This window comes from Agrobacterium sp. SORGH_AS_0440, assembly GCF_031453135.1.
GTDB classification, from domain to species: domain Bacteria; phylum Pseudomonadota; class Alphaproteobacteria; order Rhizobiales; family Rhizobiaceae; genus Agrobacterium; species Agrobacterium pusense.
In genome coordinates, this window is sequence record NZ_JAVIYR010000001.1 from 220,221 (window position 1) to 245,518 (window position 25,298).

Sequence of the window (25,298 nt, forward strand, 5' to 3'; positions counted from 1 at the left end):
CGAGAACCTCACGCCCCCGCCCGCAGCGCAAAGAGCGGCGCATCCTGCCCGTCCAGCATGGCGGTGATCTCTTCCGCCGCGACCGGTTTTGAGAACAGGTAACCCTGCAATTCGTCGCAGCCGCACAGATGCAGTATGGCCGCCTGCTCTTCCGTTTCCACGCCTTCGGCCGTGACCGGAATGTCGAGTGATTTCGCCAGCGCCACGGTCGCCTGCAGCATTTCCAGCGAGCGGCCGCCCTTGTCGAGCGCCATGATCAGCGAACGGTCGATCTTCATCCTGTCGAAGCCGAAGCGACGCAGATAGCCGACGCTGGCAAAGCCGGCGCCGAAATCGTCGAGCGCAATATGCAGGCCGAGCTGTTTCAGCTTGTCTATCGCCGCACTTGCCCGCTCCGGGTGCTGGATGAAATAACCTTCCGTCATTTCCAGCCGCAGCCTTTCCGGCGGCGTCTTCGTCGCATCCAGAATATCCGCGACATGGCCGGAAAAGGCCGGATTGCGGAACTGCACGGGTGAAATATTGACCGACAGTTTGATGGACGGCCATTGCTGTGCTGTCTCGCAGGCCTTGCGCAGCACCAGCAGGCCGAGCCGGTCGATGAGACCGCTCGTCTCGGCAGCGGCGATGAATATGTCGGGCGGGACGAAGCCATATCCCGGCCTCTGCCAGCGGGCCAGCGCCTCCACCCCGGTAATGCAGCGCGTGGCGGCGCTGACGACCGGCTGATAAACCACCTGTATCTCGTCGTTCAAAATGGCGGAGCGAAGATCGGCCTCGAGCTGCAGTTTTTCCTCGCGCAGCGCATCCATTTTCAATTCGTAGGACACGTAACGACCGCGGCCGTTTTCCTTGGCCTGATACATGGCCATATCCGCGCGGCGCAGCAATTCCTCACCATTGATGTCCCCCGCCCGCGAGATTGACGTGCCGATGCTGCAGCCTATACTTGCCACACGCTCGCCTATGCTGAAGGGTTCGGTGAAGAGTTCCAGCAGTGACATACAGAGCTTGCGGCCTTCCACCCACACGTCGTCGCCCTGAATGGCGATGGCGAATTCGTCGCCGCCGAGCCGCGCCAGAACCGCGCCTTCCGGCACCAGCACCCTGAGCGCCGCCGCCACGCCCTTGATGAGCCGGTCACCCGCCGCGTGGCCGTAGGAATCGTTGATTTCCTTGAAGCCGTCGAGATCGAGATAAAGCAGCTTGATATCCGTCTTGTCGTGGCTTGCCCTGGCGACCATGCGGTCCAGCCTCGCGAAGAGACCGGCGCGATTATTGAGGCCGCTCAGCCGATCGCGCAGAGCTTCTTCCCGCGCCGCCGCCTCATCCGCCTTCAGACGATCGAGCGTGGCCGAACCGATAATGAGCAGCACCAGAAAGAATGTGCCGGCGATACCGAGCGCGGTAAAGACGACCGGCCGCGCCTCATGAAAACTGACATCTCCGGGCAGGTGCGACCGCCAGACGAGCCGTGCCAGCACCTGCCCCAGCGGATTGACGATATCCACGTGGTTGGCGGCCGTTCCCTCGCCATATTGCAGCTCCAGGCCCTCGATCACGTAGTTGCGGGCGAGTTTGTGCACCGTCGCCTGGGTGAGATGACGGGCAAAAACCAGATAGCGCCGCTCCGCGCCGACCGGCGGCAGCGCTCCCGATTTGAGCCGCACCAGCGCAACACCGGCAGCGGCGATGCCATCCCCGGTTTTGACGAAACCCGTGACCTGCGAGGTGACGCCGGGACGCATGGACCGCACCCGTTCGATCATTTCCGGAAGGCCGGCGGCGAAATAGGTGCCGGGCACCCATTTCGCCGGCTTGCCATTCTGATAAGCCATACGGACCTTGTCATCCTCGTCGATGATAACGGCAGTATCGAAAAGATCGTTATTGGCCGTCATGTCGCCGTAATTGCTGGCCACCCAGTCGAAGCGATCAGGAGCATAGACATATTCGGCGGCATCGTCCCAGGCGGCGTAATCGTTGAGCGTCGCACCAAGCTGTTCGCGAAAAGTGACGAGAGCTCCCGCCGTCGTCTCGCGTGAACGGGCACTGTCGAGCAGATTGGCCTTTTCCCGGACCTGACTGAGAGCGGAGAGGACGAGCGCCGTAACGATGAGAAGCACCAGCGCGAAGGTGGACAGCACAACGCCGACGGCGGTTCTGCGCCCGACCGGCAAATAGTCCCCAATGTTGCGCGGCGCAATCCGCATAAAATCCCCTTCGAAAGCATCATCTTGCGAAGGAAACATTCAAAAGCCGTTAAGCCGCGCCGTAACACCGACCCAAAAAACAACGGGTACAAAACGACAGTCCGACCGGAAATCTGAAAAATCCTTTCTGGAAAGAACGGAGGTTTTTCAGGAAAAGTGGATTTGCGCCCGTCCGTAAAACAAAAAACCTCTCCCGCGCGCTGGAGAGGTCATCATTTTCATCGTGATGGAGCGATTACCAGGACGGGATAACCGTGCCGTTATACTTCTCCAGAATGAAGGCCTTCACTTCCGGGCTGTGGTAGGATTCCACCAGCGTCTTCACCCAGGGCTTGTCCTTGTCCTGCGTGCGAACGGCGATGACGTTCGCGTAAGGGGACTTTTCGCTTTCGATGGCGATGGAGTCCTTCTTCGGGTTCAGGCCGGCTGCCGTGGCATAGTTGGTGTTGATGACCGAAGCGTCGGTATCGTCAAGCGAGCGCGGCAGCTGTGCGGCGTCGAGTTCGACGATCTGGATGTTCTTCGGGTTTTCGGTGATGTCGGCAGGCGTTACCTTGAGGCCAGCTTCTTCCTTGACCTTGATCAGGCCCTTGGAAGCAAGAACCAGAAGGGCGCGGCCGCCATTGGTGGGATCGTTCGGAATACCGACCGTCGCGCCATCCTTCAGCTCGTCAAGGCTCTTCACCTTCTTCGAATAAACGCCCATCGGGGTGGTGATGGTGGTGCCGACGCTGACGAGATCGAACTTGCGGTCAGCGATCTGGTTGTCGAGGTACGGCTGGTGCTGGAAGGAGTTGGCCTGCAGCTCGCCGTCGTTCAGCGCCTGGTTCGGCACGACATAATCGGAGAACTCGACGATATCGATATCGAGGCCCTTGGCGGCCGCGATCTTCTTCACCTGTTCCATGATCTGCGCGTGTTCGGCGGGGGTGACGCCGATCTTGATCGTCTCGGCCAGCGCCTGACCGGCAGTGAAGAGAGCGGCGAGCGATGCCGCGAGAATAAGTTTCTTCATAGGTGTCTCCTTGGGTTGTTATTATGAACGCAGTTAATTCTTCCGTGTACGCTTGTCGAAGCTGCGCGCCAGCCGGTCGCCGGCGCTCTGCACCAGCTGCACCAGCACGATCAGCACCAGAACCACGGCCAGCATCACGTCTGGCATGAAGCGCTGGTAACCGTAGCGGATGCCGAGATCGCCCAGCCCGCCGCCGCCAACCGCGCCCACCATGGCCGAATAACCGATGAGGCTGACCAGCGTGAGCGTGAGCGCCAGCGTGATGCCGGGCTTCGCCTCAGCCAGCAGAACCTTGGTGACGATCTGCAGCGGGGTCGCGCCCATGGCGCGGGCGGCCTCGATCAGACCCTTGTCCACCTCACGGATCGCCGCCTCCACCAGCCTGGCGATGAAGGGCACGGTCGCAACCGTCAGCGGCACGATAGCGGCGCTGGTGCCGATCGATGTGCCGGCCACGAGACGCGTGAAGGGAATGATCGCCACGACAAGAATGATGAAGGGCGTGGAGCGCGCCGCATTCACGATGAGGCCGAGGATGCGGTTGGTCATGGGCGCGGGAAACAGTTCGCCCTTGCCGCTGGTGGCGAGGAAAACGCCCATCGGCACGCCGATGATGGACCCAACGATGCCGGAAACAGCAACCATGTGAAGGGTTTGCAACAGCCCTTTCAGCAGAAGGTTGAAGATCATATCAGGCGACATAACCGAGCACCTCCGTGTGAAGACCGGTTTCAGCATAAAAGCGATCGGCGCGCGCCGTAACCTCAGCCGAGGCCGGATAGGAGACGACAAGCGAACCGAAGGGCTCCCCGGAAATTTCCTCGATGGTGCCGGCGAGGATGTTCACATCGGGGCCGATTTCGGCGACGAGACGGGCCGTCAGCGGCTGGAAGGCCGTTTCGCCGAAGAACACCAGACGCACCAGAACACGATCGCCTTCCGCTGCCTGCGGCTTGAGACCAGAGGTAACCCAGTGCGGCAGCTTCACGCCGACAGAGGAGGACAGCAGGCTGCGGGTGGTCTCGTGTTTCGGCGCCGTGAAGATATCGAAGGTGGTGCCTTGCTCAACGATCAGTCCCCTGTCGATGACGGCCACCTGCGACGCGATGGTCTTTACCACTTCCATCTCATGGGTGATGAGCAGCACGGTCAGACCGAGTTCGGCATTGATGCGCTTCAGCAGTTCGAGAATGGATTGTGTCGTTTCCGGGTCGAGCGCAGACGTTGCTTCGTCGGAAAGGAGCAGCTTCGGCTGGGTGGCGAGCGCCCGGGCAATGCCGACACGCTGCTTCTGGCCACCGGAAAGTTCCGCCGGATGCCGTTTTGCCTTATCGGACAGGCCAACAAGATCGAGCAGCGGCGCAACCCGGGTCTCGATATCCTTCTTGCCCATGCCTGATATTTCGAGCGGCAGCGCGACATTGTCGAACGCTGTGCGCGACGACAGGAGATTGAAGTGCTGGAAGATCATGCCGACGGAACGACGCAGCGTGCGCAGGCTCTTTTCATCGAGCGCCGCAACATCGACACCATCAACGATCACACGACCGGTCGAAGGCTTTTCAAGGCCGTTGGCGAGGCGGATGAGCGTGGACTTGCCAGCACCGGAGCGACCGATGATGCCGGTGATGGAGCCTTTCGGCACGGCGTAATCGATACCGGCTAGAGCTGCGAAGCCGGGCTTGCCGCCCGTGCCGCCAAAGGTCTTGGTCACGCCTTCGAACGTGACCATCGGCTCCTTTGCCGCCCCTTCAGGGACCGCCTGTTCTTGGCGCGCGGGCGAGGCCGCACTGGATGGAAAACTCATTGTGAACTCTGGGAATGCGTGACGGATCGGGTCTCAAAAAATCCTGTTGCGGTGCTGAACCGCTCTCTTCATGCAGCCTTCGGGCACATTCGATGACAGCTGATTTTCCGGGTCATTTCGTCAGGCTTTCACTCAGAAATGCCGGGGATCGGCAATTCGATGGCGCATACTTGCCCGCACACGCCACCTTTTAACAGGGATGTTTTTTCAATTATCTGAAAAGAGAGGAAAAATCTACCGCAAAGCCGCGTGTGCAGCCCTGCGGCAGTCAAGATTTTGCGAGTACCTTGAATCAGACGCGGCTGACGAATTCTTCGGCGGGACGGCGCACCTTCTTCAGGTTCACCAGCCAGTCGCCTTCCGGCTGGCGATAACCGAGCGGCAGGATGGTGACGGAGCGCAGGCCCTTCTCACGCAGGCCAAGGATTTCATCGAGCTTGGCAGGATCGAAACCTTCCATCGGAGTGGAATCCACACCCTCAAAGGCGGCCTGCGCCACAGCCATGCCGAAACCGATATAGGCCTGACGGGCGGCGTGCTCGAAATTCACCTGCTGATCGCGCTGCGGATAGGTGTTAAGCAGCATCTGGCGATAGGCTTCCCAGCCTTCATTCTTGATACCGCGCTCTTCATTGACCAGATCGAACATATGGTTGATCCGCTCTTCGGTGTAATTATCCCACGCCGCAAAGACCAGCAGATGCGAGCCTTCGGTCACCTGCGCCTGGTTCCAGGCAATCTCGCGGATTTTGGCGCGCACTTCCGGATCGGTGACGACGATGACTTCAAAGGGCTGAAGACCGCTGGAGGTGGGCGCCAGCCGCGCTGCCTCGACAATGCGCTCAACCTTGTCTTCGGACACCGTCTTGGAAGGGTCCATTTTCTTGGTGGCATAACGCCAGTTAAGTTTTTCGATAAGCATGTTCGTTTTCCCTGGGAGGACCAGCCCGCCCTGCCCCTTGACGGCAGGATGGGCGCTACGCTTCGTAGCCCGTCTCACATAGGAGCCGGGACGGCAGGCGCAAGCAGGCACCGTGGGGTAACCGATAAAAAAGTTTGGAAAACTGATAATAAGGGGAGAGAACTTTTTGGCGTGCCCGCGATACATCCTCTCGACGTCATCCTCGGCCCTGTGCCGAGGATATAATCACATTGAATAAAATCAGTAGGTTGCAGATCCTCGGGACAAGCCCGAGGATGACGTTGGAGAGGTTTCACCCATTCACCACCCCATGGTTCCCCTTCGGAAAACCCGAAGCCAGCGCGCTGTACCACTTGCCGCTATTCTTGACCGTCCGCACCTGCGTGTCATAATCCACATGGACGAGGCCGAAACGCATGCGGTATCCCTCGGCCCATTCGAAATTATCCATCAGGCTCCAGGCAAAATAACCGCGCATCGGGTAACCATCGCGGATGAGATCGGCGACGATGCCGAGGTGTTCGGCGTAATAATCGAGACGCGGCTGGTCATTCACCTCGCCGTTTTCGACGCCCATATTGTAGCAGGCGCCGTTTTCGGTGATGTAGCACTCCGGCAGATCGTAACGCTTGTAGAGCGTCTCAACCAACGACTTCAGCGCCGGAGCGTAAACCTCCCAGCCGATATCGGTCTTCACATCGCTGACCGCCGGTGCGGGCATAGTCGCGGGGAATTCCGCGCCCGGTGTCGCGTCGTCGGCAACGCGCATCGGCGTGTAATAATTCAGGCCCCACCAGTCGAGCTTCTGGCTGATGATGCCGAGGTCTTCCGCCTCCACGACGGGCATACGATCACCCAGCGCTTCCATCATCTCGGCGGGATATTCGCCCTTGAAGACCGGGTCAAAGAACGCGCCATTGTGGAACTGGAAGGCCCGCTCGGCCGCCTTCAGATCAGCCTCGCCATCGGAAGCGGGAATGACGGAATGGGCGTTCAATACCAGCCCCACCGGCACTTTCGGCGCGACGTGGCGGGAAGCTTCCACGCCGAAACCGTGGGCGAGGTTGATATGGTGCATGGCGGCAAGCGCGGCCTCCATGTTGCGCTCGCCCGGCGCGTGGACGCCGTAGAGATGGCTGAGCCACACCGCGCACCATGGTTCGTTGAAGGTCGCCACCGCATCCAGCCGGTCGCCGAGGCGGGCCATGACGGTCTTGGCGTAACGCTGGAAGGCATGTGCCGTGGAGCGGGAAGACCAGCCGCCATCCCCCATCAGGGTCAGCGGCAGATCCCAATGGTACAGCGTCGCATAGGTCTTGATCCCGCGTGCCTTGCAGCCATCAACGAGACGGTCGTAGAAATCCAGACCCTTCTCGTTGATCGGCCCGAAACCATCGGGAATGATGCGCGGCCAGGCGATCGAGAAACGATAGGCCTCCACCCCCATCTCCTTGATGAGATCGAGGTCTTCCTCCCAGCGATTGTAATGATCGCAGGCGATATCGCCATTGTGACGCCCGAAGACATGGCCCGGCATATTGCAGAAGGCATCCCAGATGGAGGGCTTGCGGCCATCCGCCTTGGTGGAACCTTCGATCTGGAACGAGGCAGTTGCGACGCCAAACAGGAAATCGCCGGGGAAACGGGCTGCGAGCGTTTTGGGATCGGTCATCGGAGAGTCCATCGGATGTGAAAAGATCAGCAGCGGTTTAGACCATGTCGCCTGCGAGGTACAGTCGGGCTCGGCGGAATCTACAACGTTTCAGGATGCGCGGTGAACAGACCCAAAGCGCTTTGCATGCGCAAACGTCGCCGCGGCGCTCGGCCGGCGGCGTGGAAGGCAGGCCCGGTGAATGCGGGTGGAACAGGTATTGGTGGAAGTATTTGCATGCACCGGGCCGCATTATAGAGACCATGATCATGGCCTCACGCTTACAGCCTTTTCACGACATCTATCCGATCAGCCCTTCCCGCCTCTGGCCGTGCGGGACGCCTCTCCGAAACACGGTCTACCAGAACCATGCTTGTCGATGCCGGCAACCGGTTCGCAAAAGGCGCCGCGCGTATCGCCCTTCCGTTCCGGTTGCGGGAGGAATGATGCAGCCAACGGAGGCAATGGGGATGGGAGAGGAAGAATTTTTTCGGAAGTGACTGAAAAGGATGGAGGGGTGGCGCAGAGTTGTCCGCTTCTTCTGGAGCAGAACTGAGAGCGGGGCCCCTTATCCAGCCCTTTGGGCTCCTCCGGCGGAGAGAAGAAATGTGCCGAGCCCGCCGCGTTTGGCAAGGAGCGTGAAGCTTGTTCTTCTCCCCGCCGGGGCGAAGTGCCGGAGCGCAGCGGGGCGATGAGGGGGCAACGTTGCCGTCACCCCCTCCATCACGTCAAACGTAACGATTGACCACGTTTTCGAGATATTCCTGACGACCCGATTTTGGCTCAGGATTGATATCCTCGCGCTCGACCAATGCCGCAATCTCGTCGAGCTTCAGCTCGCCGCGCAGCATCTTCTGGGCTTCCGGCGAATCCCACTTGGCGTAGCGCTCCTTGAGTGGCTTCGACAATGCGCCGTCCTCGATCATCTTCGCCGCCGCCTTGAGGCCACGGGCGCAGCAATCCATGCCACCGATATGGCCGATCAGCAGGTCCTGCGGATCGAGCGACTGGCGACGCAGCTTGGAATCGAAGTTGGTACCGCCATTCTTGAAACCGCCGCCGGCGAGCACATGGTAATAGGCCAGCGCCATTTCCGGCACGTTGTTGGGGAACTGGTCCGTATCCCAGCCGGACTGGTAATCGTTGCGGTTCATGTCGATGGAGCCGAAAATGCCGAAGGCGTTGGCCATGGCAAGCTCGTGCTCGAAAGAGTGGCCGGCGAGGATGGCGTGGCCCTGCTCGATATTGACCTTCACTTCCTTGTCGAGACCGTTCTTCTGCAGGAAGGCATAAACGGTGGCGACGTCATAGTCGTACTGGTGCTTGGTCGGCTCCTGCGGCTTCGGCTCGATAAGGATCGTGCCTTCAAAACCGATCTTGTATTTGTATTCCACCACCAGATTGAGGAAGCGGCCGAGCTGGTCGAGCTCGCGCGACAGATCGGTGTTGAGCAGGGTTTCGTAGCCTTCGCGGCCGCCCCACAGAACGTAGTTCGCGCCGCCGAGCTTCTTGGTGGCGTCCATGCAGGTCTTCACCGTTGCGGCGGAGAAAGCGAAGACGTCAGGATCGGGATTGGTCGCGGCACCCGACATGAAGCGGCGGTTGGAGAAGAGGTTGGCCGTGCCCCAAAGGAGCTTCACGCCGGTATCGGCCTGCTTCTGCGCGAAATAATCAACGATCTCGTTGAGGTTCTTGGTGTTTTCAGCGAAGTTCTTGCCTTCCGGCCGTACGTCGGCATCGTGGAAGCAGTAGAACGGCGAACCCAGCAGCGAAAAGAATTCGAACGCCACGTCGGCCTTCAGTTTCGCGGCCTGCATGCTGTCTTCAAACCATGGACGCTCGAACGTCTGGCCGCCGAAGGGGTCACCGCCCGGCCAGGTAAAGGTGTGCCAGTAGGCCACGGCAAAACGCAGATGGTCTTCCATGCGCTTGCCGGCAACGATTTCGTTGGGGTTGTAATGGCGGAAGGCCAGCGGGTTGGTGCTGTCGGGGCCTTCATATTTGATCTTGGCGATATCGCCGAAGAAGCCTGTGCTCATTGGGTGGTTCCTCCTTGGTGGGTTAGGTTTAATTGATGGAGGGTGTGGCTACCCCCCTCTGTCCTGCCGGACATCTCCCCCTCAAGGGGGGAGATCGACTCGAGGTTAGGTGTCCACCTCTTGCGAGGTTGAAGATGAAGCGAAGTGTCCGCCGCTTGCCGATCTCCCCCCTTGAGGGGGAGATGCCCGGCAGGGCAGAGGGGGGTGAAGCCGCACCCTCAACACCTCAATGCGATAGCCCCCTAATCGCCGGATAAACCGCGTGATACCGCCGGTAAGCCTCCTCATAGGCACCGGCCAGATCGGCCACCGGCTCAATCGTCCGCGCCGTCTCCGGCTGCGAGCACACCGCCACCGGGTCAGCCCCGGTTGCAGCAATCAGGCCGAGACGCGCAGCACCGAAGGCCGCACCGAAATCGCCCTCGGCGGGAATATCCACTGGCACACCAAGCGAGGTGGCAATCGACGCCAGCCAATAGGCCGAACGCGAGCCGCCGCCGATGGCGGTGACACGAGAGATCGAGGTGCCGGCGGATTTCAGGGCTTCGAGATTGTCCCTGATCGCGAAGGTCACGCCCTCAAGCACGGCCTGCGTCAGCGCCTTGCGGTCGCTCTCATGCGAAAGGCCGATGAAGGAGCCGCGGATGGCAGCATCATTGTGCGGTGTACGCTCGCCGGAAAGATAGGGTGCAAAGGTGACACCGGTGGGGGCAAGCAGCGTGTCTCCGAGTTCGCCGGTCAGATCGGCGGCGGATTGGCCTGTCAGCCGCGAATACCAGTTCAGCGCATCCGTGGCGGACAGAATGACGCCCATCTGGTGCCAGGTATTGGGCAACGCGTGGCAGAAAGCATGAACTGCGCTTTCCGGCTTCGGCAGATAAGAGGCATTGGCGGCAAAGAGCACACCAGAGGTTCCGAGCGACACGAAGGCATGACCTTCCTTCACCGTGCCCATGCCACAGGCCGAGGCGGCATTGTCGCCCGCTCCGCCGGCAACCACGGCCCGGCCGGAAATGCCCCATTCGGAGGCAAGCTCGGCGCGCAGAACGCCCGCCTCATCCGTGCCTTCCACCAGAGACGGCATGTGTTTTTCATCGAGCCCCGTCGCGGCAAGCAGGTCGGAAGACCATTTGCGAGCGCCGGTATCGAGCCAGGAGGTGCCGGCGGAGTCGGACATTTCCGAGATATACTCACCGGTCAGCCACAGCCGCAGATAATCCTTCGGCAGCAATACCTTGGCGACTTTTGCGAAGACTTCAGGTTCGTTCTTTGCCACCCAGGCGAGCTTCGGCGCGGTGAAGCCAGGGAAGACTATATTGCCGGTTATCTTGCGGAAGCGCGGATCAGCGTCGAGTGCGGCTGCTTCGGCATGGGAGCGGGTGTCATTCCAGAGAATGCAGGGCCGCAGCACCTTGCCATCGGCATCGACAAGTGTGGCGCCGTGCATCTGGCCGGAAAGGCCGATGCCCTTCACCGCGGCAAGCTCTTTCGGAAACTTCTGCTTCAGGCCGGCAACTGCGGTTTTCGTCGCGGCGATCCAGTCGGCCGGGTCCTGTTCCGACCAGCCATGATGCGGGCGCGAGACATCCAGCGAGCCGTTGGCCGAGCCGATGATTTTCTGATCGCCGTCCATCAGCAGGGCTTTGACGCCTGAAGTGCCAAGATCGAGACCGAGATACATGTATTTCTCCATTCCGGCGCGCCATGCGCCAAAGTTCATGCGGTTTTTTAAAGCCGCCGCCAGAGGGAAAACCGGCGGCCACTTGTCCTTCGGAAGAGTTTCTTCAGGGAAGATTGTCCCTGAGGAAGATATCGATACGAATACGTTCCTGCGCGGCGATGACGGGCAGGCCATCGGCGCGCGCCTTCAACACGCGTATGGCGCTGCGCACCTCGTGACCCGCGTCCTGGTTGAGCACGGCATCCAGCAGCCCTTGCCGCAGCGCATTGGCGGTGGTTTCGGTGAGCTCATGGGCGATGACCGAAAGCGGTCTTTCGTCATCTACCGCTCCAAGCGCGCGGATGAGACCTCGATTACCGGCACCGAGACTGTAAATGCCGGCGAGGGTTGCATTGCCGAGCGCCTCGCGCACCAGCGCCTCGACGGTCAGCGGATCGTCCCTGCCCTCCAGCACCGGCAGCAGCCGCGCCTGGGGAAACTCTGCCTCGATGACGGCGCGAAACCCTTCCAGACGCTCGCGATGGTCGCGCACCAGCATGGAGCCGGCCACAACGGCGACATCTCCGCCGCGCCCGGAAAGAAAACGTCCCATCAGGCTCGCCGCCGTGCGCCCGGCGGCGACGTTGTCTACGCCGGCATAATGGTCGCGCCTCGAACCCGAGAGGTCCGACACCAGCGTCACCGTGGCGATGCCGTCTTCCGCCAGCCGGTCGGCGGCCTCCGCCACATCTTCGGAATCGGTGGCGACGAAGGCCACCCCGGATGGCTTTTCCCGGCGCGCAACTTCCAGAGCCTCGGTCAGAGCCGCAGCATTAAACGGCGGCACCTCGATGACGCGGATCGCCGTCCGCTCCAGATGCGAGCGGCTGGCCGCAGCCCGCACCTCGGCGCGCAGCGTCGCCATGAAGGAATTGTCGTTGCCGGGCAGGATGAAGATCATCGAGTAATTGCGCCCCTTAGCCAGATTGGCGGCGGCGATGTCGCGCACATAACCCAGTTCGGCAATGGCCGCTTCCACCCGCGCCCGCGTCGCCGCATGCACGCCGGGACGCATGTTCAGCACCCGGTCGATGGTGGCGAGACTGACGCCCGCCCGCTCGGCGATATCGTGAACTGTCGGCTTCATGGCTCCTCCCGCCTCCTGCATATCCAGCTTTGCCGCCGCCGTAAATCGAAAAATGATGTACGTACCTCATAATTCATCAAATGGCTGCGGAATATCAATCCCGGCATTGGCTGAGGCTAATAGAGGGTCCGGCGGTAGTCCTGCTCCAGCTGCTCATCCATCTTCCGCAGGTCATCCCCATTTGTCGGAGTGCGCGACGTTTCATCCAAGATGATCTTGATAAGCGAGGGCATTTCCGACCGGGACTGGTGATGCGCGGGATCCCACAGGTGGGAGCGCCGGAACGCCTTGGCGCAATGCATGAAGACCTCATCCACCTTCAAGACGATGGCAAGTTTGGGGATACGATCCGCAACGCTCATCAGCTTCAGTAGTTCTGGATCGGTGCTCAGTGTCGCTCGCCCGTTCACCCGCAGGGTGTCGTCGAAACCGGGCACGATAAACAAGAGACCGACAATGGGGTTGGCGATGATATTGCTGAGCGTATCAAGGCGATTGTTGCCCGGCCGGTCCGGGATCGCCAGCGTGCGCGCGTCGAGAACCTTTACAAAGCCCGGCGGATCGCCGCGAGGGCTGACATCGGCCTTTCCCTCAAGGTTTTGGGTGCCAATGCAGAGAAAACGGCGAACGCCGAATGAATTCCTGCGCATGTTCGCCGAGCCTGTCCTGACACTTCTGTAGCGCGAGGGCATGTGTCGGCTCGAACAGGCCGCGAAGCGACTGCTCATCCGTGATTGCGAAGTCTGGATTGAGTTCCAAGGCCGCCATGATCTCCCCCTCTGAACCGCCCTGCCCAAGGGGCCACAATCCCGGTCAGCCGTCCTCCCGGCCCCGTTTTCGCTCCCCTTGCGCCTTTGAGGTACGTGCCTCATAAATTGATATACATGGCTTGCCCGCTGCGATCAACAGTTGAAATCTGGCAACAGGCGAAATGGGGATTTTGGCCGGATATAAAAAAGGGGCCGTCATTTCCGACGGCCCCAGCTCTGCGGTGGATGGGAGGGGATTGTTATCAGTGCGCCGCGTCTGGTGGCGGCGCTGCCTTGGGTTTCTGGATCAGGATCGTCATGAAGATCAGGCTGGAAAACAGCAGCGTCAGCGCGAAGAACACATCGGCGAAGGCTAGAATCCATGCCTGCTGCGAGACCATGCCGACCATTTTCTTGACCGCGACGGATGCGCCGTCCAGCCCGTAGGAATCATAGTTGGCGCCGACACTGTTCAGCCATTCCAGCGCCTTGGGGTTGGAATAGCTGATATGTTCGGCCAGACGCACATAATGGTCGTCCGTGCGCTGCGACAGCATGGTGTTGATGACGGCAAGACCAACGGCGCCGCCGAGGTTACGCGTGAGGTTGAACAGGCCGGAGGCGTTGCGGATACGGGCGGGCGGCAGGGTGCCGAGCGCGATGTTGTTGATCGGCACCATGCACATCATCAGGCCGAAACCGCGCAGGATCTGCGGGATCAGCAGCTCGTAGAAATCCCAGTCGGTCGTCACATGCGTCATGATCCAGGTGCCGCAGCCGAAGCTGATGAAGCCGATGGCCATCATCGCCCGCGGATCGAGCTTGGTGGAGACCTTGCCGGCAATCGGCGCGGTGAAGAACATCGCAAGGCCGGACACGAACATGGTCTCGCCGATCATCAGCGCGTCATATCCCCTCACCCGGCCGAGATAGAGCGGGTAGAGATAGGTCAACCCGTAAAGCCCGATGCCCATGACGAAGGAGAACAGCGAGCCGATGGAGAAGTTGCGGTCCGCAAAGGCGCGGATATCAACCACGGGGAACTCTACCTTGAAGGCGCGCCAGAAAAAGACGACCGCGCCGATAACCATGGCGACCGTTCCCATGACGATGTGCTCGTCGTTAAACCAGTCCTTGTTGTTACCCTCTTCCAGCACATATTCCAGCGAGCCGAGGAATACGGCCATGGAGATCAGTCCCCACCAGTCGAACTTCTTCCAGAGCGACCGCTCCGGCTTGTCGAAATCGATCAGGCTCCATGTCAGGATGGTGACGATGATGCCGGGGATGATGTTGACGAGAAACAGCCAGTGCCAGGAAAAGGCGTTGGAAAGATAACCGCCGACCGTCGGGCCGATGGTGGGCGCGAGCGTGGCGACGAGACCGATGATCGGTGAGACGACCGAGCGTTTGGACGGCGGGAAGATGGTGAAGGCGGCCGCAAAGACCGACGGGATCATGCCGCCGCCGATAAAGCCCTGGATCGCGCGGTAAACGATCATCTGGTCGATATTGGTGGCAGTGGCGCAGAGCGCGCTCGAGATCGTGAAGCCCGCAGCACAGGTGGCGAAGAGCACGCGCGTGGAGAGGATGCGCGCCAGCGTGCCCGATAGCGGGATCATGATGACTTCCGCGATCAGATAGGACGTCTGCACCCAGGCGATCTCATCCGAGCCGGCGCCGAGGCCGGCCTGGATTTCCGCAAGCGAGGCGGAAACGATCTGAATGTCGAGAATGGACATGAACATGCCGAAGACCATCGCGAAGAATGCGATGAGCCTGCGCCTGTCCATCGGAGGATCGGCGGGGATGGACGCCCCGCCCGTACCGACAACCGTAGCCGCCATGATCTTGCCCTCAACGGTGCGTCAAAGACGCGCCTTACTTGGCCTGCGGATTAGCTTGCGCCGTTCTGGTGGTTTCCGGCGCCGTGCGGGTATCGACATCGACAACAACGCTGAGGCCCGCGCGCAGATTATGCTTTTCGAGGTCTTCCTTGGAGAAGACGATCCGAACCGGCACGCGCTGGATGACCTTGGTGAAATTGCCCGTCGCATTTTCCGGCGGCAGCATCGAGAAGACCGAGCCGGAACCCGGCGAGATCGACTGGACCGTGCCTTCGATCGTCGCGTCGTCAAAGGCGTCGACATGCACGCGCACCTTCGAACCGGGTACGACGCGGGCGAGCTGCGTTTCCTTGAAATTGGCGTCGATATAAAGCTCGTTCATCGGCACCAGCGAAGCCAGACGCTTGCCGACAGACACCAGATCGCCATTCTGTACCGCGAGATTGCCGATAACGCCGTCATAAGGCGCCTTCAGAACCGTGAAGGACAGATCGCGGGCCGCCTTGTCGCGGGACAGCTGCAGCGAACGGATGGTGCTTTCCGCCTCCTGACGCTGGGCGCGCAGGAGCTCCACATTGGCCTTGGCCGAGGCGATGGCGGCATCGCCGGCGACGACATTCGCCTTGGCCTGATCGAGCGCGACCTGCGCATTATCGGACGCGGCAACCGTGCCGACATCCTTTGCCTGCAGCTGGCTTGCGCGCTTCTGGGTGATTTCCGCACCACGAAGGGCTGCATCCAGCGCGCCCTTCTGGGCAACGGCCTGCTCGAGCGCCGCTTCGCCGCCGATGATCTGCGCATCGATACGCTTCAGAGACAGTTCCTCGGTGCGGATCTGCGCTTCGGCCTGGTCAAGCGCGATACGATAATCGCCGTCGTCAAGCGTCACCAGCGGGTCGCCCGCCTTGACTTCCTGGTTCTCGACCACGTTCACCCTGGCGACGTAACCGGAAACCTTCGGCGCGATGACCGCGATGTCACCTTCGATATAGGCGTCGTCCGTCGACACCAGGAAGCGACCATCGATCCACCAGTTGTAACCGTACCAGCCAGCACCGGCCAGCAGTGCAATGGCAATGACAGGCAGAAGCTTCGAGCGCTTCTTCTGCTTTGGTGCCGGCGCTGCCTGCGGCTGCTGGGAAGGCGCCTCCGCCGGCTTTGCGGGAGAGGTCTCGGCCTTGGCGGAGATATCCGCCTCTTCCGCATCGTTGACGGCGCGAACCGCATTATTCTTCTGGGCCGACATGAGAGAGCTTACCGTGATAGATTGAAGAAAGTTTTTCGAACTGAACCGTTCGGTTCGATTGACATAATCTCTTTCCTGACACATATCAAGTGTTATCGAACCGATTGGTTCGACGTTCGGTTAATTTTTTTTACGCCGTTGTGATGCTATGAGGGCGGTAGCGATGGCAGGTGAAGACAGGGATATGGAGACGGAAACGGAAACGGGCTGTCCGGGCAATGCCGCCGGGCGTTTTGCGGCGGGCGAAGACCCGGCCAAACGCGAGCAGATTCTGGCAGGTGCGTGGCGTGTGTTCAAGCGCAAGGGCTTCGATGCGGCCAGCATGAACGACATCACGCGTGAAGCGGGCGTTTCCAAGGGCACGATCTACGTCTATTTCTCCAACAAGGAGGATCTGTTCGTTGCGCTCGTCGACCACCATCGCAACGAATTCGCCACCTCCATGCGCCATATCCTTGAGGGCACCGAGGAGGTGCGCGAGGGGCTGGAGCAGTTCGGCAAGGCCTTTGCCAACAAGATGATCTGTTCGGACATGATCCCCGCCATGCGTTCGGTGCTCGGCGTCATCGATCGCATGCCGAAACTGGCGCAGCGCTTTTTCCTGTCGGCTCCGAACAACGTACGCACCGTGCTCCTGGATTTCATCCAACATCAGGTCGAGATCGGCCATCTGAAAGTGGATGATCCTGAACTGGCCGCCCGGCAATATATCGAGCTTTCCACCGGCACCTTCTTCAAGCTGCGGCTGTTCGGCGAACTGGAAGGCCCGGTTCCCGACGAGGAACTGGACCGGGTTATCAGCAGCGCCATCAACGTATTCATGGCGGCTTACGGAACAGACAAGGCCTGAGACCATTCAGCAAGGGACGGCCTGACCGGCATCGTGCCGGCAAGGCAATGGCGTCCGATACGCGGTTTGCGCGAAATTTCGATGAAATCTTGCCAAACACAGGAGCTATCTCCTTGTTTCTCGCGTATTGCGCTATAAATTCCACCCACCGAATATATCGGCTGGCCTTGTTGCTGAAAGGAAAACATACCTGATGGAGTCCATTCTCCCTCTTCTGTCGGACCCCGCCGCCTGGGTGGCGCTCGTCACACTGATCGTCATGGAGGTCGTTCTTGGCATCGACAACCTGATCTTCATCTCCATTCTCACCAACAAGCTGCCGCCTGAACAGCGCGAAAAAGCCCGCAAGATCGGTATAGGCCTCGCGCTCGTCATGCGCCTTGGCCTGCTTGGTACCGTCGCATGGATCGTGCAGCTCACCACACCGGTCTTCGAAGCCTTCGGCCACCCATTCTCGTGGAAGGACATGATCCTCATCGCCGGCGGTCTCTTCCTCGTCTGGAAGGCGACCAAGGAAATTCACCACAATGTCGACCCGGAAGACCACAAGGAAGACCTGGTAGGCGGCCCTGTGGGCATGAATTTCGGCGCCGCCATCGGCCAGATCCTGCTGCTCGACCTCGTCTTCTCGGTGGACAGCATCATCACCGCCGTCGGCATGACCCCTCACCTGCCGATCATGATCGTCGCCGTCATCGTGGCCGTGACAGTCATGCTGCTGGCCGCAACGCCGCTCGCCAATTTCATCGAGCGTAACCCCACCATCGTCATGCTGGCGCTCGCCTTCCTGATGATGATCGGCACAACACTGATCGCCGAAGGCATGGGCTTCCATGTTCCCAAGGGCTACGTCTATGCCGCCATGGCGTTCTCGGCACTGGTGGAACTGCTCAACATGCTGGCGCGCAATGCAAGGCGAAAGAACAAACAGCTGCATTGAGTGATAGCTGCAACGACTGGTAGGGCCCGCAGCATGCGGGCCTTGCATAACCGGACCAAGGGGGCCGACACATGGCATCGCCCGAAGGGACGAGGACATGGCTTTCGTCATTAAAGCGGAAATCTCAGACCCCGACGCGGAAACTTTCGCATTCACCGCGCAGAAAACCATGTATGGCGGCAAGACCATCATGGCGGGCGATACTGTTTTCCTGTTTGCCAGCGAAAATGAGGGCGGGCACGGCCTCATTGCGAGCGGCGTCGTGACAGCTACCCGGGCAATTGCCCGCAGACCGGGCATCGCGCGCCAAACGCCCCGGGTCGATCTCACCATAAAGAGAACGGCAACGGCCTGGCGTCCTCTCGGCCGGGCACAGTTGCGGGATTTCCGGGACTGGGAGGACGGGCAGCCTGAGACCGAACTCAATTTCAAACTTTACCGCCAGGCGACAGACAAGATCGTCGGCATATCTGACGAGGCAACCCGTTTTATCGAGGCATTTTTCAAGCAATGAAATGATGTGCGCAGGCACGAGGAACTCCCGCCCCGCACTTGCGTTGATGAGCAGGTCCCTGACAAAAAAAGCAAATACGATTCCATCCCCCGCATGCGAAAGTAACCCGCACAAATGACGACAGACCAGATTCTCGCCTTCGTCGTCATCGCCGGCATGATGGTGGCCTTCATCTGGGACAGGTTTCGTTATGACGTCGTCGCCTGCAGCGCGCTGCTGGTGGCTGTAGCACTCGGCGTCGTGCCTTTCGACAAGGCATTTTCCGGCTTTTCGGATGATATCGTCATCATCGTCGGCAGCGCACTGGTTGTCAGTTCGGCGGTGGCGCGTTCAGGCATCGTCGACATGACGATCAAGAAATATTTCCCCGAGATGCATTCCAAAGGCCTGCAGCTCGCCTTCCTGATGATCGTCGTCGCCGTCATGTCGGCCTTCATCAAGAACATTGGCGCACTCGCCATCATGATGCCCGTCGCGTTCCAGTTCGCCCGCAAATCCGGAAGCCCGGTTTCCTATTACCTGATGCCCATGGCGTTTGCCGCCTTGCTGGGCGGGCTGATGACGCAGATTGGCACGTCGCCGAACATCGTCGTCTCACGCCTGCGTGAGGAGATGACCGGTGAGAGCTTCTCGATGTTCGATTTCACGCCCGTAGGGGCTGGCCTCACCGTCATCGGCATCATCTTCCTGACCTTCGGTTATCGGTTGCTGCCGGTGCGCAACCGGGAAAAGGCCTCTGTCGAGGATATTCTCGACCAGTCCGCCTATACCGCCGAAGCGACGCTGCCTGCAGACAATACCTTTGCGGACAAGCCGCTGCGCGAACTTCTCAAGCAGGCCGATGGCGATGTCATCGCCAGCACCATCCTGCGCGGACCACGGCGCATTTCCCCCTTTCCCGACGTGACGCTGAAGGCCGGAGACACGGTTCTGCTCGAAGGCAGCCCGGAAGGCCTCGACCGCATCGTCTCCCAGGCAAAGTTGCTGCTTTCCGGCAAGCCCCTGATGGAGAACGGCCAGAAAACCGCCGATCTCATTTCCATGGAGGCCGTCATCAGCAACGAATCCGTTCTGAACGGCATTTCGGCGCGGGAACTCGCGCTGTCCTATACGCGTGGCGTCAACCTGATCGCGGTGAGCCGGCGCGGCCAGCGTGTCAGCCAGCGCCTCTCGGAACTGACATTGCAGGCGGGTGACGTCATCCTTTTACAGGGCAGCCGCAAGAACCTGCCGCAGGTGCTGCAGGAATTTTCGCTGCTGCCGCTGGCGCAGCGGGAGATTCTGCTCGGCGTACAGCGCCGCGCGCTTTTGCCGGTCATCGTACTCGCCGCCGCCATGATCGCGGCCGGCAGCGGTCTGGTCCCGGTCTCGGTCGCCTTTTTCGCAGCCGCCTTCATGATGATCGTCGTCGGCGCCATTCCGCTTACCGAAGTCTACAAATCCGTCGATGGCCCGATCCTCGTCATGCTCGCGGCCCTCATTCCCGTCAGCGACTCGCTGCGCACCAGCGGCGCCAGCGAGTTGATCGCCGCCTGGCTCGGCAACGCGGCTCAGGGCCTGCCGCCCTTTGCCGCGCTCGGCATGATCCTGCTCACCGCCATGGCGGTTACGCCCTTTCTCAACAATGCCGCAACGGTGCTGGTCATGGCGCCCATTGCCGCGGGTTTTGCCACCACGCTCGGTTTCCGGCCGGAGGCCTTCCTGATGGCGGTGGCGATCGGCGCGGGCTGCGATTTCCTCACCCCCATCGGGCACCAGTGCAATACGCTGGTCATGGGTCCCGGCGGTTATCGTTTCAGCGACTATCCGCGGCTTGGCCTGCCGCTGTCGATCATGATCGTCATCGCCAGCATTCCGATGCTGCTTTACGTCTGGCCGGTCAACTGAAGCCAGCCGGCAGGACCGGACGACCTCTGGAGACTCCATATTTCCTTGACGCCTGCGGCAGAATATGGCCTAAGCCCAAGCCGAACGGGAATATGAAAAAGGCACTTTCCTTTCGCCTTTTGACATGATGTCCTGCCGCATCCAAACGAAAACTCCGTGGTATCAGGGTGGAACCGCCCCGATGTCACCGCCACGTCACGACGAGTGAAATTCATGACCACTTCCGGCGTTCGCGTCCGCATCGCACCTTCCCCCACCGGCGAGCCGCATGTCGGCACCGCTTATATCGCGCTGTTCAACTATCTCTTCGCCAAGAAACACGGCGGCGAGTTCATCCTGCGCATCGAGGATACCGACGCCACCCGCTCGACCCTCGAATATGAGCAGAAGGTGCTGGAAGCCCTGCGCTGGACCGGCCTTACCTGGTCGGAAGGCCCCGATGTCGGCGGCCCTTACGGTCCCTACCGCCAGTCAGAGCGCAAGGCGATGTACTGGCCCTATGCCGAAGAACTTCTGGAAAAGGGCCATGCCTTCCGCTGTTTCTGCACGCCCGAGCGGCTGGAGCAGATGCGCGAGGCCCAGCGCGCCGCCGGCAAGCCGCCGAAATATGACGGTCACTGCCTCAACCTGAAGGCCGAGGAAGTGACCGCGCGCGTTGCCGCCGGTGAAGCCAACGTCGTGCGCATGAAAATCCCGACCGAAGGCTCGTGCGATTTCCATGACGGCGTTTATGGCGATGTCTCGATCCCGTGGGATTCCGTCGACATGCAGGTGCTGATCAAGGCCGACGGCATGCCGACCTATCACATGGCCAACGTCATCGACGACCATCTGATGAAGATCAGCCATGTGGCGCGCGGTGAAGAATGGCTGGCTTCGGTGCCCAAGCACATTCTGCTGTACCGTTATTTCGGCTGGCAGGAGCCGGTGTTCATGCATCTTTCTTTGATGCGCAATGCCGACAAGTCCAAGCTTTCCAAGCGCAAGAACCCGACCTCGATCTCCTATTATTCCGCGCTCGGCTACCTGCCGGAAGCGTTGATGAACTTCCTCGGCCTGTTCTTCATCCAGATCGCAGAGGGCGAAGAGCTTCTGACCATGGACGAGCTCGCCGCGAAGTTCGACCCGGAAGCGCTTTCCAAGGCCGGCGCCATTTTCGACATTCAGAAGCTCGATTGGCTGAACGGCCGCTGGCTGCGCGAAAAGCTTTCGCCGGAAGAGTTCATTGCCCGCACACTGGAATGGGCGATGGAGAATTCCCGCCTGACCGAGGGCCTGAAGCTTGCGCAGAGCCGCGTTTCCAAACTCGGCGAGCTGCCTAACCTTGCCGGCTTCCTGCTCGCAAGCGATGCCGGCCTGACGCCCGCCTCCTTTGCCGGGCTGAAGAGCAAGCCGGAAGAAATCCACGAAATCCTCACCACGGTTGCGGCAGACCTCGAAAAGATGCCCGACTGGAACGTGGAAGCCATCGAGGCGGAGTTGCGCGATGTGGCCGAACGCACTGGCAAGAAGCTGCGTGTCGTCACGCCGCCGCTTTTCGTCGCCATGTCCGGATCGTCGCGCTCGCTGCCGCTGTTTGACTCGATGGCGCTGCTTGGCCGCTCCGTCGTGCGCCAGCGCCTGAAGGCTGCGATCGCCGTTGTGGCCACGATGGTTGGCAGCGGAAGCTGATGATGACGTGCTGGCGGTGACGGCAGCATTTTAGAATACGCCCTTTGCCTGGGGCTCACCCCCCTCTGCCCTGCCGGGCATCTCCCCCTCAAGGGGGAGATCGACAAGCGGCTGACACCTTGCCCATGGAACGGGCGGGCGCGGCATCTGATCTCCCCCCTTGTGGGGGAGATGTCCGGCAGGACAGAGGGGGGTAACCCAGAGCGCCAAGGGTAACCGCAACGAACAAGCCCGCTAAAGGCGAACACGATGACCGACACCAAGACCGAAACCACCGCCCTCTCCTCCGACGCGACAGAAGTGCGCCGCCAGAAACTTGCGCTGCTGCGCGAGCAGATCGGCGACGTCTATCCGGCGCATTTCCACCGCACGATGAGCAATGCCGAGCTGGCGGAAAAATATGCCGATATCGAAGCCGACGTCGAGACCGGTGATACGGTGACGGTGGCGGGGCGCGTTTATTCCTCGCGCAATTCCGGCATGTTCATGGATATTCATGACGCCTCGGGCAAGGTGCAGATCTTCTCGCACAAGGATACGACGCCGGAAGCGGCGCGCAACCTGCTGCCGATGATCGATATCGGCGACATCATCGGCGTGACTGGCAAGGTGCGCCGCACCAAGCGCGGTGAGCTGACGATCAACGCCGAAGAAATCACCATGCTGACGAAGTCGCTGCTGCCAATGCCCGAGAAGTGGCACGGCGTCTCCGACATCGAGCTGCGTTACCGCAAGCGCCACCTCGACATTCTCTCCAACGAGGAATCCAAGCTGCGATTCCTGCAGCGCTCGAAGATTCTCTCCGGCATCCGCCGCTTCATGGAAGCCGAAGGCTTCCTCGAAGTCGAAACGCCGATGCTGCAGACCGTCTATGGCGGTGCAACGGCCGACCCGTTCAAGACCTTCCACAACACGCTGAAGATGGACATGTATCTGCGCATCGCGCCGGAACTGTTCCTGAAGCGCACGCTGGTTTCGGGCCTGTCCGACAAGGTTTTTGAAATCAACCGCAACTTCCGCAACGAAGGCGTCTCCACACGGCACAATCCTGAATTCACCATGATGGAGTGCTATTGGGCCTATGCCGATTACGAAGACATCATGGGTCTCGTTGAGCGGCTGTTCGAGACGCTGGCGATCTCGCTCCACGGCACCACAGAGGTGGAATTCCAGGGCCAGACGATCTCGTTCAAGGGTCCGTTCAAGCGCGTGCCGATGCCTGATGCGGTGAAGGAAGCAACCGGTATCGACTTCCTCGCCATCAAGACCGACGAAGAAGCCCGCGCTGCCGCCAAGGCCGCCGGTTTCGCTGTCGAGAAGGACTGGACCTGGGGCGAATGCCTTGCCTTCATCTTCGAAGAGAAGGTGGAAGGCACGCTGATCCAGCCGAGCCACGTCACGCACTTTCCGAAAGACATCTCGCCCTTCGCCAAGGAAGTGCCGGGCGAACCGCGCCTCGTCGAGCGTTTCGAAAGCTATTGCAACGCCTGGGAAGTGGGTAACGCCTTCTCGGAACTCAACGATCCGGAAGAACAGCGCCGCCGCATGGTGGAGCAGCTGGAACAGGCGCATGCGCGTGGCGAAAAGGACAAGCAGCTGGACGACGAGTTCCTCGACGCCATCGACCAGGGGCATGCCACCCGCCGGCGGCCTCGGCATCGGCGTCGACCGCCTGATCATGCTTTTGACCAACGCCCCGTCGATCCGCGACGTCATTCTCTTCCCGGCCCGCCGCAACAAGGCGGATTGAGGCACCAGGAGCGCTGCCCGGTTCGAATTTCCGGGCAAGCTGCAATCCCCTTGAAGTTGGCGCTGAAAGGTGAATATTCACTCAACCTCATCCTCGGGCTTGTCCCGAGGATTTGCTAACGTAGCGATTTTGTTGACGTGCTTAGAGGCGTGGGGCAAGCCCAAGGATGACGTCGGGCAAGCATGACAAGGCAGCGTCGGCGGAACCTACCGCCGGCATGAAACAGGAACGCCTAGGCAACAGCCGAATCCCTCTCAATGCCCCGCCTTGGCCTTTTCGCCAGCAGCTTCCTCTGCCACCGCCGCCTCTCCGTCCATCGGTTTTTCCTCCGCCGCCTGCGCGGTGGTCGAGCCTTTTCCGAAGATCAGTGACTTTAGATAGGACAGGCTGAAGATGCTGCTGCCCTCGGCTTCCGGTGTCGAGGTCAGAAGCTCGTCGGTGACGGTCTCACCATGCGCTTCGGGAGACGGAGTTTCGTCATGTGCTTCCGGAGCAGTTTCGCCATGGCCGGGCTCCGTTGGCGCAGCGTCATGTTCGCCGCTGGCCCCGCCCTTGCTTTCGCCGTGACCTTTGGCGGACTTGCCCTCGTGGCCGCCCGCTTCCGGCTCCGCAACCGGCGTCGCACAATCGGCGAAGTCGCTGAGGCTGGCAGCCATGGCTTCGGTATCTTCAAGCGGCAGATCGATGCGCAGACCGTAAAACTGGCCGCTGCCATTTGCTGCGCCGTCATAATAGAAGGCTGAATAACGGCGGGCCTCGGCGCCCTCGGGAATTTTCGCCGGATCCGGAATGAAGACCACCTGTGCGGCAATGGCCCGGCCACGCATTTCCGAGCGCAGCTGCGGGCCGTTCCTGTCAAGCACGGAGACCTGAACCAGATCGGGCTTCTGTTTGTCGTAAACCGCTTTGGCGACGCGCAGGGCGGTTTTCAACCGCTCCGTGCCGTCTCCGCCTTCGGTGCGAATGAACTTGCGTACCCATAGCGAGCCGTTCTTGCGGATATTCACTGTCTGGACTGCGTCGCAGGAAAGCCCATTGGTGGAGGCATAGGATGGGCCAAGCAGCCGCTCGCTGCCGATGAACACGGCAGCGGAACCGGTCGCGCCTGCCAAAAGCAGGATCCCGCCTCCAATCATAACGAGCTTGCGCGAAAACCGCATTCGTCCGAATACAGCTTTCACCCGCAACATCCTGACATCAAGTACCCCGCCTCTCGCCCTCACCCCGGAAACGTGGCTCGAAGGATGAGGAACACACGCGGGATAAGCTTCGGACCACGCTGTCCGAGCCTTGCGATAGTGCCGCTTTCTCATTGAAAAAAGTTTAATCCCGCAGGCAAGATACCCGCAAAAGCGCATCATTTTCGGACATTTCAGAAATCTCAAGATTT

The 25,298-nt window shown here is 60.5% G+C and carries 17 protein-coding genes and 2 pseudogenes; 6 read left to right on the top strand and 13 right to left on the bottom strand.

Annotation, left to right across the window (positions count from 1 at the left end):
- Positions 1-8 precede the first annotated feature (8 nt).
- The 12 genes and pseudogenes from QE453_RS01065 to QE453_RS01120 all read right to left on the bottom strand — a co-directional run bounded on the left by QE453_RS01065 (position 9) and on the right by QE453_RS01120 (position 16,296).
- Complete coding sequence (locus tag QE453_RS01065; RefSeq protein WP_034496788.1) at positions 9-2,252, bottom strand: bifunctional diguanylate cyclase/phosphodiesterase; 2,244 nt, start codon at positions 2,250-2,252, stop codon at positions 9-11.
- 196 nt (positions 2,253-2,448) lie between these two features.
- A complete protein-coding gene (locus QE453_RS01070; RefSeq protein ID WP_006699526.1) occupies positions 2,449-3,228 on the bottom strand; it encodes a MetQ/NlpA family ABC transporter substrate-binding protein in 780 nt (259 codons plus the stop codon).
- A 33-nt stretch (positions 3,229-3,261) separates the two neighbouring features.
- On the bottom strand, positions 3,262-3,930 hold the full coding sequence (locus tag QE453_RS01075) for a methionine ABC transporter permease (RefSeq protein WP_006699527.1): 669 nt from the start codon (positions 3,928-3,930) through the stop codon (positions 3,262-3,264).
- Positions 3,920-4,960, bottom strand: coding sequence for a methionine ABC transporter ATP-binding protein (locus QE453_RS01080; RefSeq protein ID WP_309776906.1), 1,041 nt, complete (start codon positions 4,958-4,960; stop codon positions 3,920-3,922). Before QE453_RS01080 ends, QE453_RS01075 begins: the two co-directional genes overlap by 11 nt.
- Before the next feature lie 367 nt (positions 4,961-5,327).
- Positions 5,328-5,957, bottom strand: coding sequence for an NAD(P)H-dependent oxidoreductase (locus QE453_RS01085; protein ID WP_004445205.1), 630 nt, complete (start codon positions 5,955-5,957; stop codon positions 5,328-5,330).
- A 292-nt stretch (positions 5,958-6,249) separates the two neighbouring features.
- Positions 6,250-7,629, bottom strand: a complete 1,380-nt coding sequence (locus tag QE453_RS01090; protein ID WP_309776196.1) for a GH1 family beta-glucosidase — start codon at positions 7,627-7,629, stop codon at positions 6,250-6,252.
- 707 nt (positions 7,630-8,336) lie between these two features.
- Positions 8,337-9,647, bottom strand: coding sequence for a xylose isomerase (xylA, locus tag QE453_RS01095; RefSeq protein WP_125271326.1), 1,311 nt, complete (start codon positions 9,645-9,647; stop codon positions 8,337-8,339).
- A 226-nt stretch (positions 9,648-9,873) separates the two neighbouring features.
- Positions 9,874-11,328 (bottom strand): xylulokinase, encoded by a 1,455-nt coding sequence (xylB, locus tag QE453_RS01100; RefSeq protein WP_072493040.1) that lies wholly within the window; start codon positions 11,326-11,328, stop codon positions 9,874-9,876.
- A gap of 103 nt (positions 11,329-11,431) precedes the next feature.
- Positions 11,432-12,454, bottom strand: a complete 1,023-nt coding sequence (locus tag QE453_RS01105) for a LacI family DNA-binding transcriptional regulator (protein WP_035207134.1) — start codon at positions 12,452-12,454, stop codon at positions 11,432-11,434.
- A gap of 116 nt (positions 12,455-12,570) precedes the next feature.
- Positions 12,571-13,222 (bottom strand): annotated as a pseudogene (locus QE453_RS01110) (pyridoxamine 5'-phosphate oxidase family protein).
- A gap of 244 nt (positions 13,223-13,466) precedes the next feature.
- Entirely contained in the window at positions 13,467-15,050 is a 1,584-nt protein-coding gene (locus tag QE453_RS01115; protein WP_077986917.1) for a DHA2 family efflux MFS transporter permease subunit, read from the bottom strand.
- A gap of 34 nt (positions 15,051-15,084) precedes the next feature.
- Positions 15,085-16,296, bottom strand: coding sequence for an HlyD family secretion protein (locus QE453_RS01120; RefSeq protein ID WP_004445212.1), 1,212 nt, complete (start codon positions 16,294-16,296; stop codon positions 15,085-15,087).
- A 163-nt stretch (positions 16,297-16,459) separates the two neighbouring features.
- Here QE453_RS01120 and QE453_RS01125 point away from each other — a divergent pair, with 163 nt between their 5' ends.
- From QE453_RS01125 to lysS, 6 genes and pseudogenes are all read left to right on the top strand, one after another.
- Positions 16,460-17,146 carry a TetR/AcrR family transcriptional regulator gene (locus tag QE453_RS01125; protein WP_004445213.1) on the top strand — a complete coding sequence of 229 codons (687 nt, stop codon included), beginning with the start codon at positions 16,460-16,462 and terminating at the stop codon, positions 17,144-17,146.
- 193 nt (positions 17,147-17,339) lie between these two features.
- Positions 17,340-18,086, top strand: a complete 747-nt coding sequence (locus QE453_RS01130) for a TerC family protein (RefSeq protein WP_004445214.1) — start codon at positions 17,340-17,342, stop codon at positions 18,084-18,086.
- Between the two features lie 97 nt (positions 18,087-18,183).
- Positions 18,184-18,600 (top strand): hypothetical protein, encoded by a 417-nt coding sequence (locus QE453_RS01135; protein WP_022562749.1) that lies wholly within the window; start codon positions 18,184-18,186, stop codon positions 18,598-18,600.
- A 114-nt stretch (positions 18,601-18,714) separates the two neighbouring features.
- Entirely contained in the window at positions 18,715-20,487 is a 1,773-nt protein-coding gene (locus QE453_RS01140) for an SLC13 family permease (protein WP_309776197.1), read from the top strand.
- A 213-nt stretch (positions 20,488-20,700) separates the two neighbouring features.
- Positions 20,701-22,158, top strand: coding sequence for a glutamate--tRNA ligase (gene gltX / locus QE453_RS01145; protein ID WP_022562751.1), 1,458 nt, complete (start codon positions 20,701-20,703; stop codon positions 22,156-22,158).
- A 249-nt stretch (positions 22,159-22,407) separates the two neighbouring features.
- A pseudogene (lysS, locus tag QE453_RS01150) lies at positions 22,408-23,908 on the top strand (lysine--tRNA ligase).
- Positions 23,909-24,162: 254 nt separating this feature from the next.
- Here the strand turns inward: lysS and QE453_RS01155 are convergent.
- Positions 24,163-25,098 (bottom strand): hypothetical protein, encoded by a 936-nt coding sequence (locus QE453_RS01155; protein WP_153775763.1) that lies wholly within the window; start codon positions 25,096-25,098, stop codon positions 24,163-24,165.
- Positions 25,099-25,298 lie beyond the last annotated feature (200 nt).

Excerpts from the sequence above, each read along its gene's own strand:
- QE453_RS01065 (WP_034496788.1), bottom strand. The coding sequence starts at position 2,252 with ATGTTTCCTTCGCAAGATGATGCTTTCGAAGGGGATTTTATGCGGATT.
- QE453_RS01070 (WP_006699526.1), bottom strand. The coding sequence starts at position 3,228 with ATGAAGAAACTTATTCTCGCGGCATCGCTCGCCGCTCTCTTCACTGCC.
- QE453_RS01075 (WP_006699527.1), bottom strand. The coding sequence starts at position 3,930 with ATGTCGCCTGATATGATCTTCAACCTTCTGCTGAAAGGGCTGTTGCAA.
- QE453_RS01080 (WP_309776906.1), bottom strand. The coding sequence starts at position 4,960 with ATGGTCACGTTCGAAGGCGTGACCAAGACCTTTGGCGGCACGGGCGGC.
- QE453_RS01085 (WP_004445205.1), bottom strand. The coding sequence starts at position 5,957 with ATGCTTATCGAAAAACTTAACTGGCGTTATGCCACCAAGAAAATGGAC.
- QE453_RS01090 (WP_309776196.1), bottom strand. The coding sequence starts at position 7,629 with ATGACCGATCCCAAAACGCTCGCAGCCCGTTTCCCCGGCGATTTCCTG.
- xylA (WP_125271326.1), bottom strand. The coding sequence starts at position 9,647 with ATGAGCACAGGCTTCTTCGGCGATATCGCCAAGATCAAATATGAAGGC.
- xylB (WP_072493040.1), bottom strand. The coding sequence starts at position 11,328 with ATGTATCTCGGTCTCGATCTTGGCACTTCAGGCGTCAAAGCCCTGCTG.
- QE453_RS01105 (WP_035207134.1), bottom strand. The coding sequence starts at position 12,454 with ATGAAGCCGACAGTTCACGATATCGCCGAGCGGGCGGGCGTCAGTCTC.
- QE453_RS01115 (WP_077986917.1), bottom strand. The coding sequence starts at position 15,050 with ATGGCGGCTACGGTTGTCGGTACGGGCGGGGCGTCCATCCCCGCCGAT.
- QE453_RS01120 (WP_004445212.1), bottom strand. The coding sequence starts at position 16,296 with ATGTCGGCCCAGAAGAATAATGCGGTTCGCGCCGTCAACGATGCGGAA.
- QE453_RS01125 (WP_004445213.1), top strand. The coding sequence starts at position 16,460 with ATGGCAGGTGAAGACAGGGATATGGAGACGGAAACGGAAACGGGCTGT.
- QE453_RS01130 (WP_004445214.1), top strand. The coding sequence starts at position 17,340 with ATGGAGTCCATTCTCCCTCTTCTGTCGGACCCCGCCGCCTGGGTGGCG.
- QE453_RS01135 (WP_022562749.1), top strand. The coding sequence starts at position 18,184 with ATGGCTTTCGTCATTAAAGCGGAAATCTCAGACCCCGACGCGGAAACT.
- QE453_RS01140 (WP_309776197.1), top strand. The coding sequence starts at position 18,715 with ATGACGACAGACCAGATTCTCGCCTTCGTCGTCATCGCCGGCATGATG.
- gltX (WP_022562751.1), top strand. The coding sequence starts at position 20,701 with ATGACCACTTCCGGCGTTCGCGTCCGCATCGCACCTTCCCCCACCGGC.
- QE453_RS01155 (WP_153775763.1), bottom strand. The coding sequence starts at position 25,098 with ATGTTGCGGGTGAAAGCTGTATTCGGACGAATGCGGTTTTCGCGCAAG.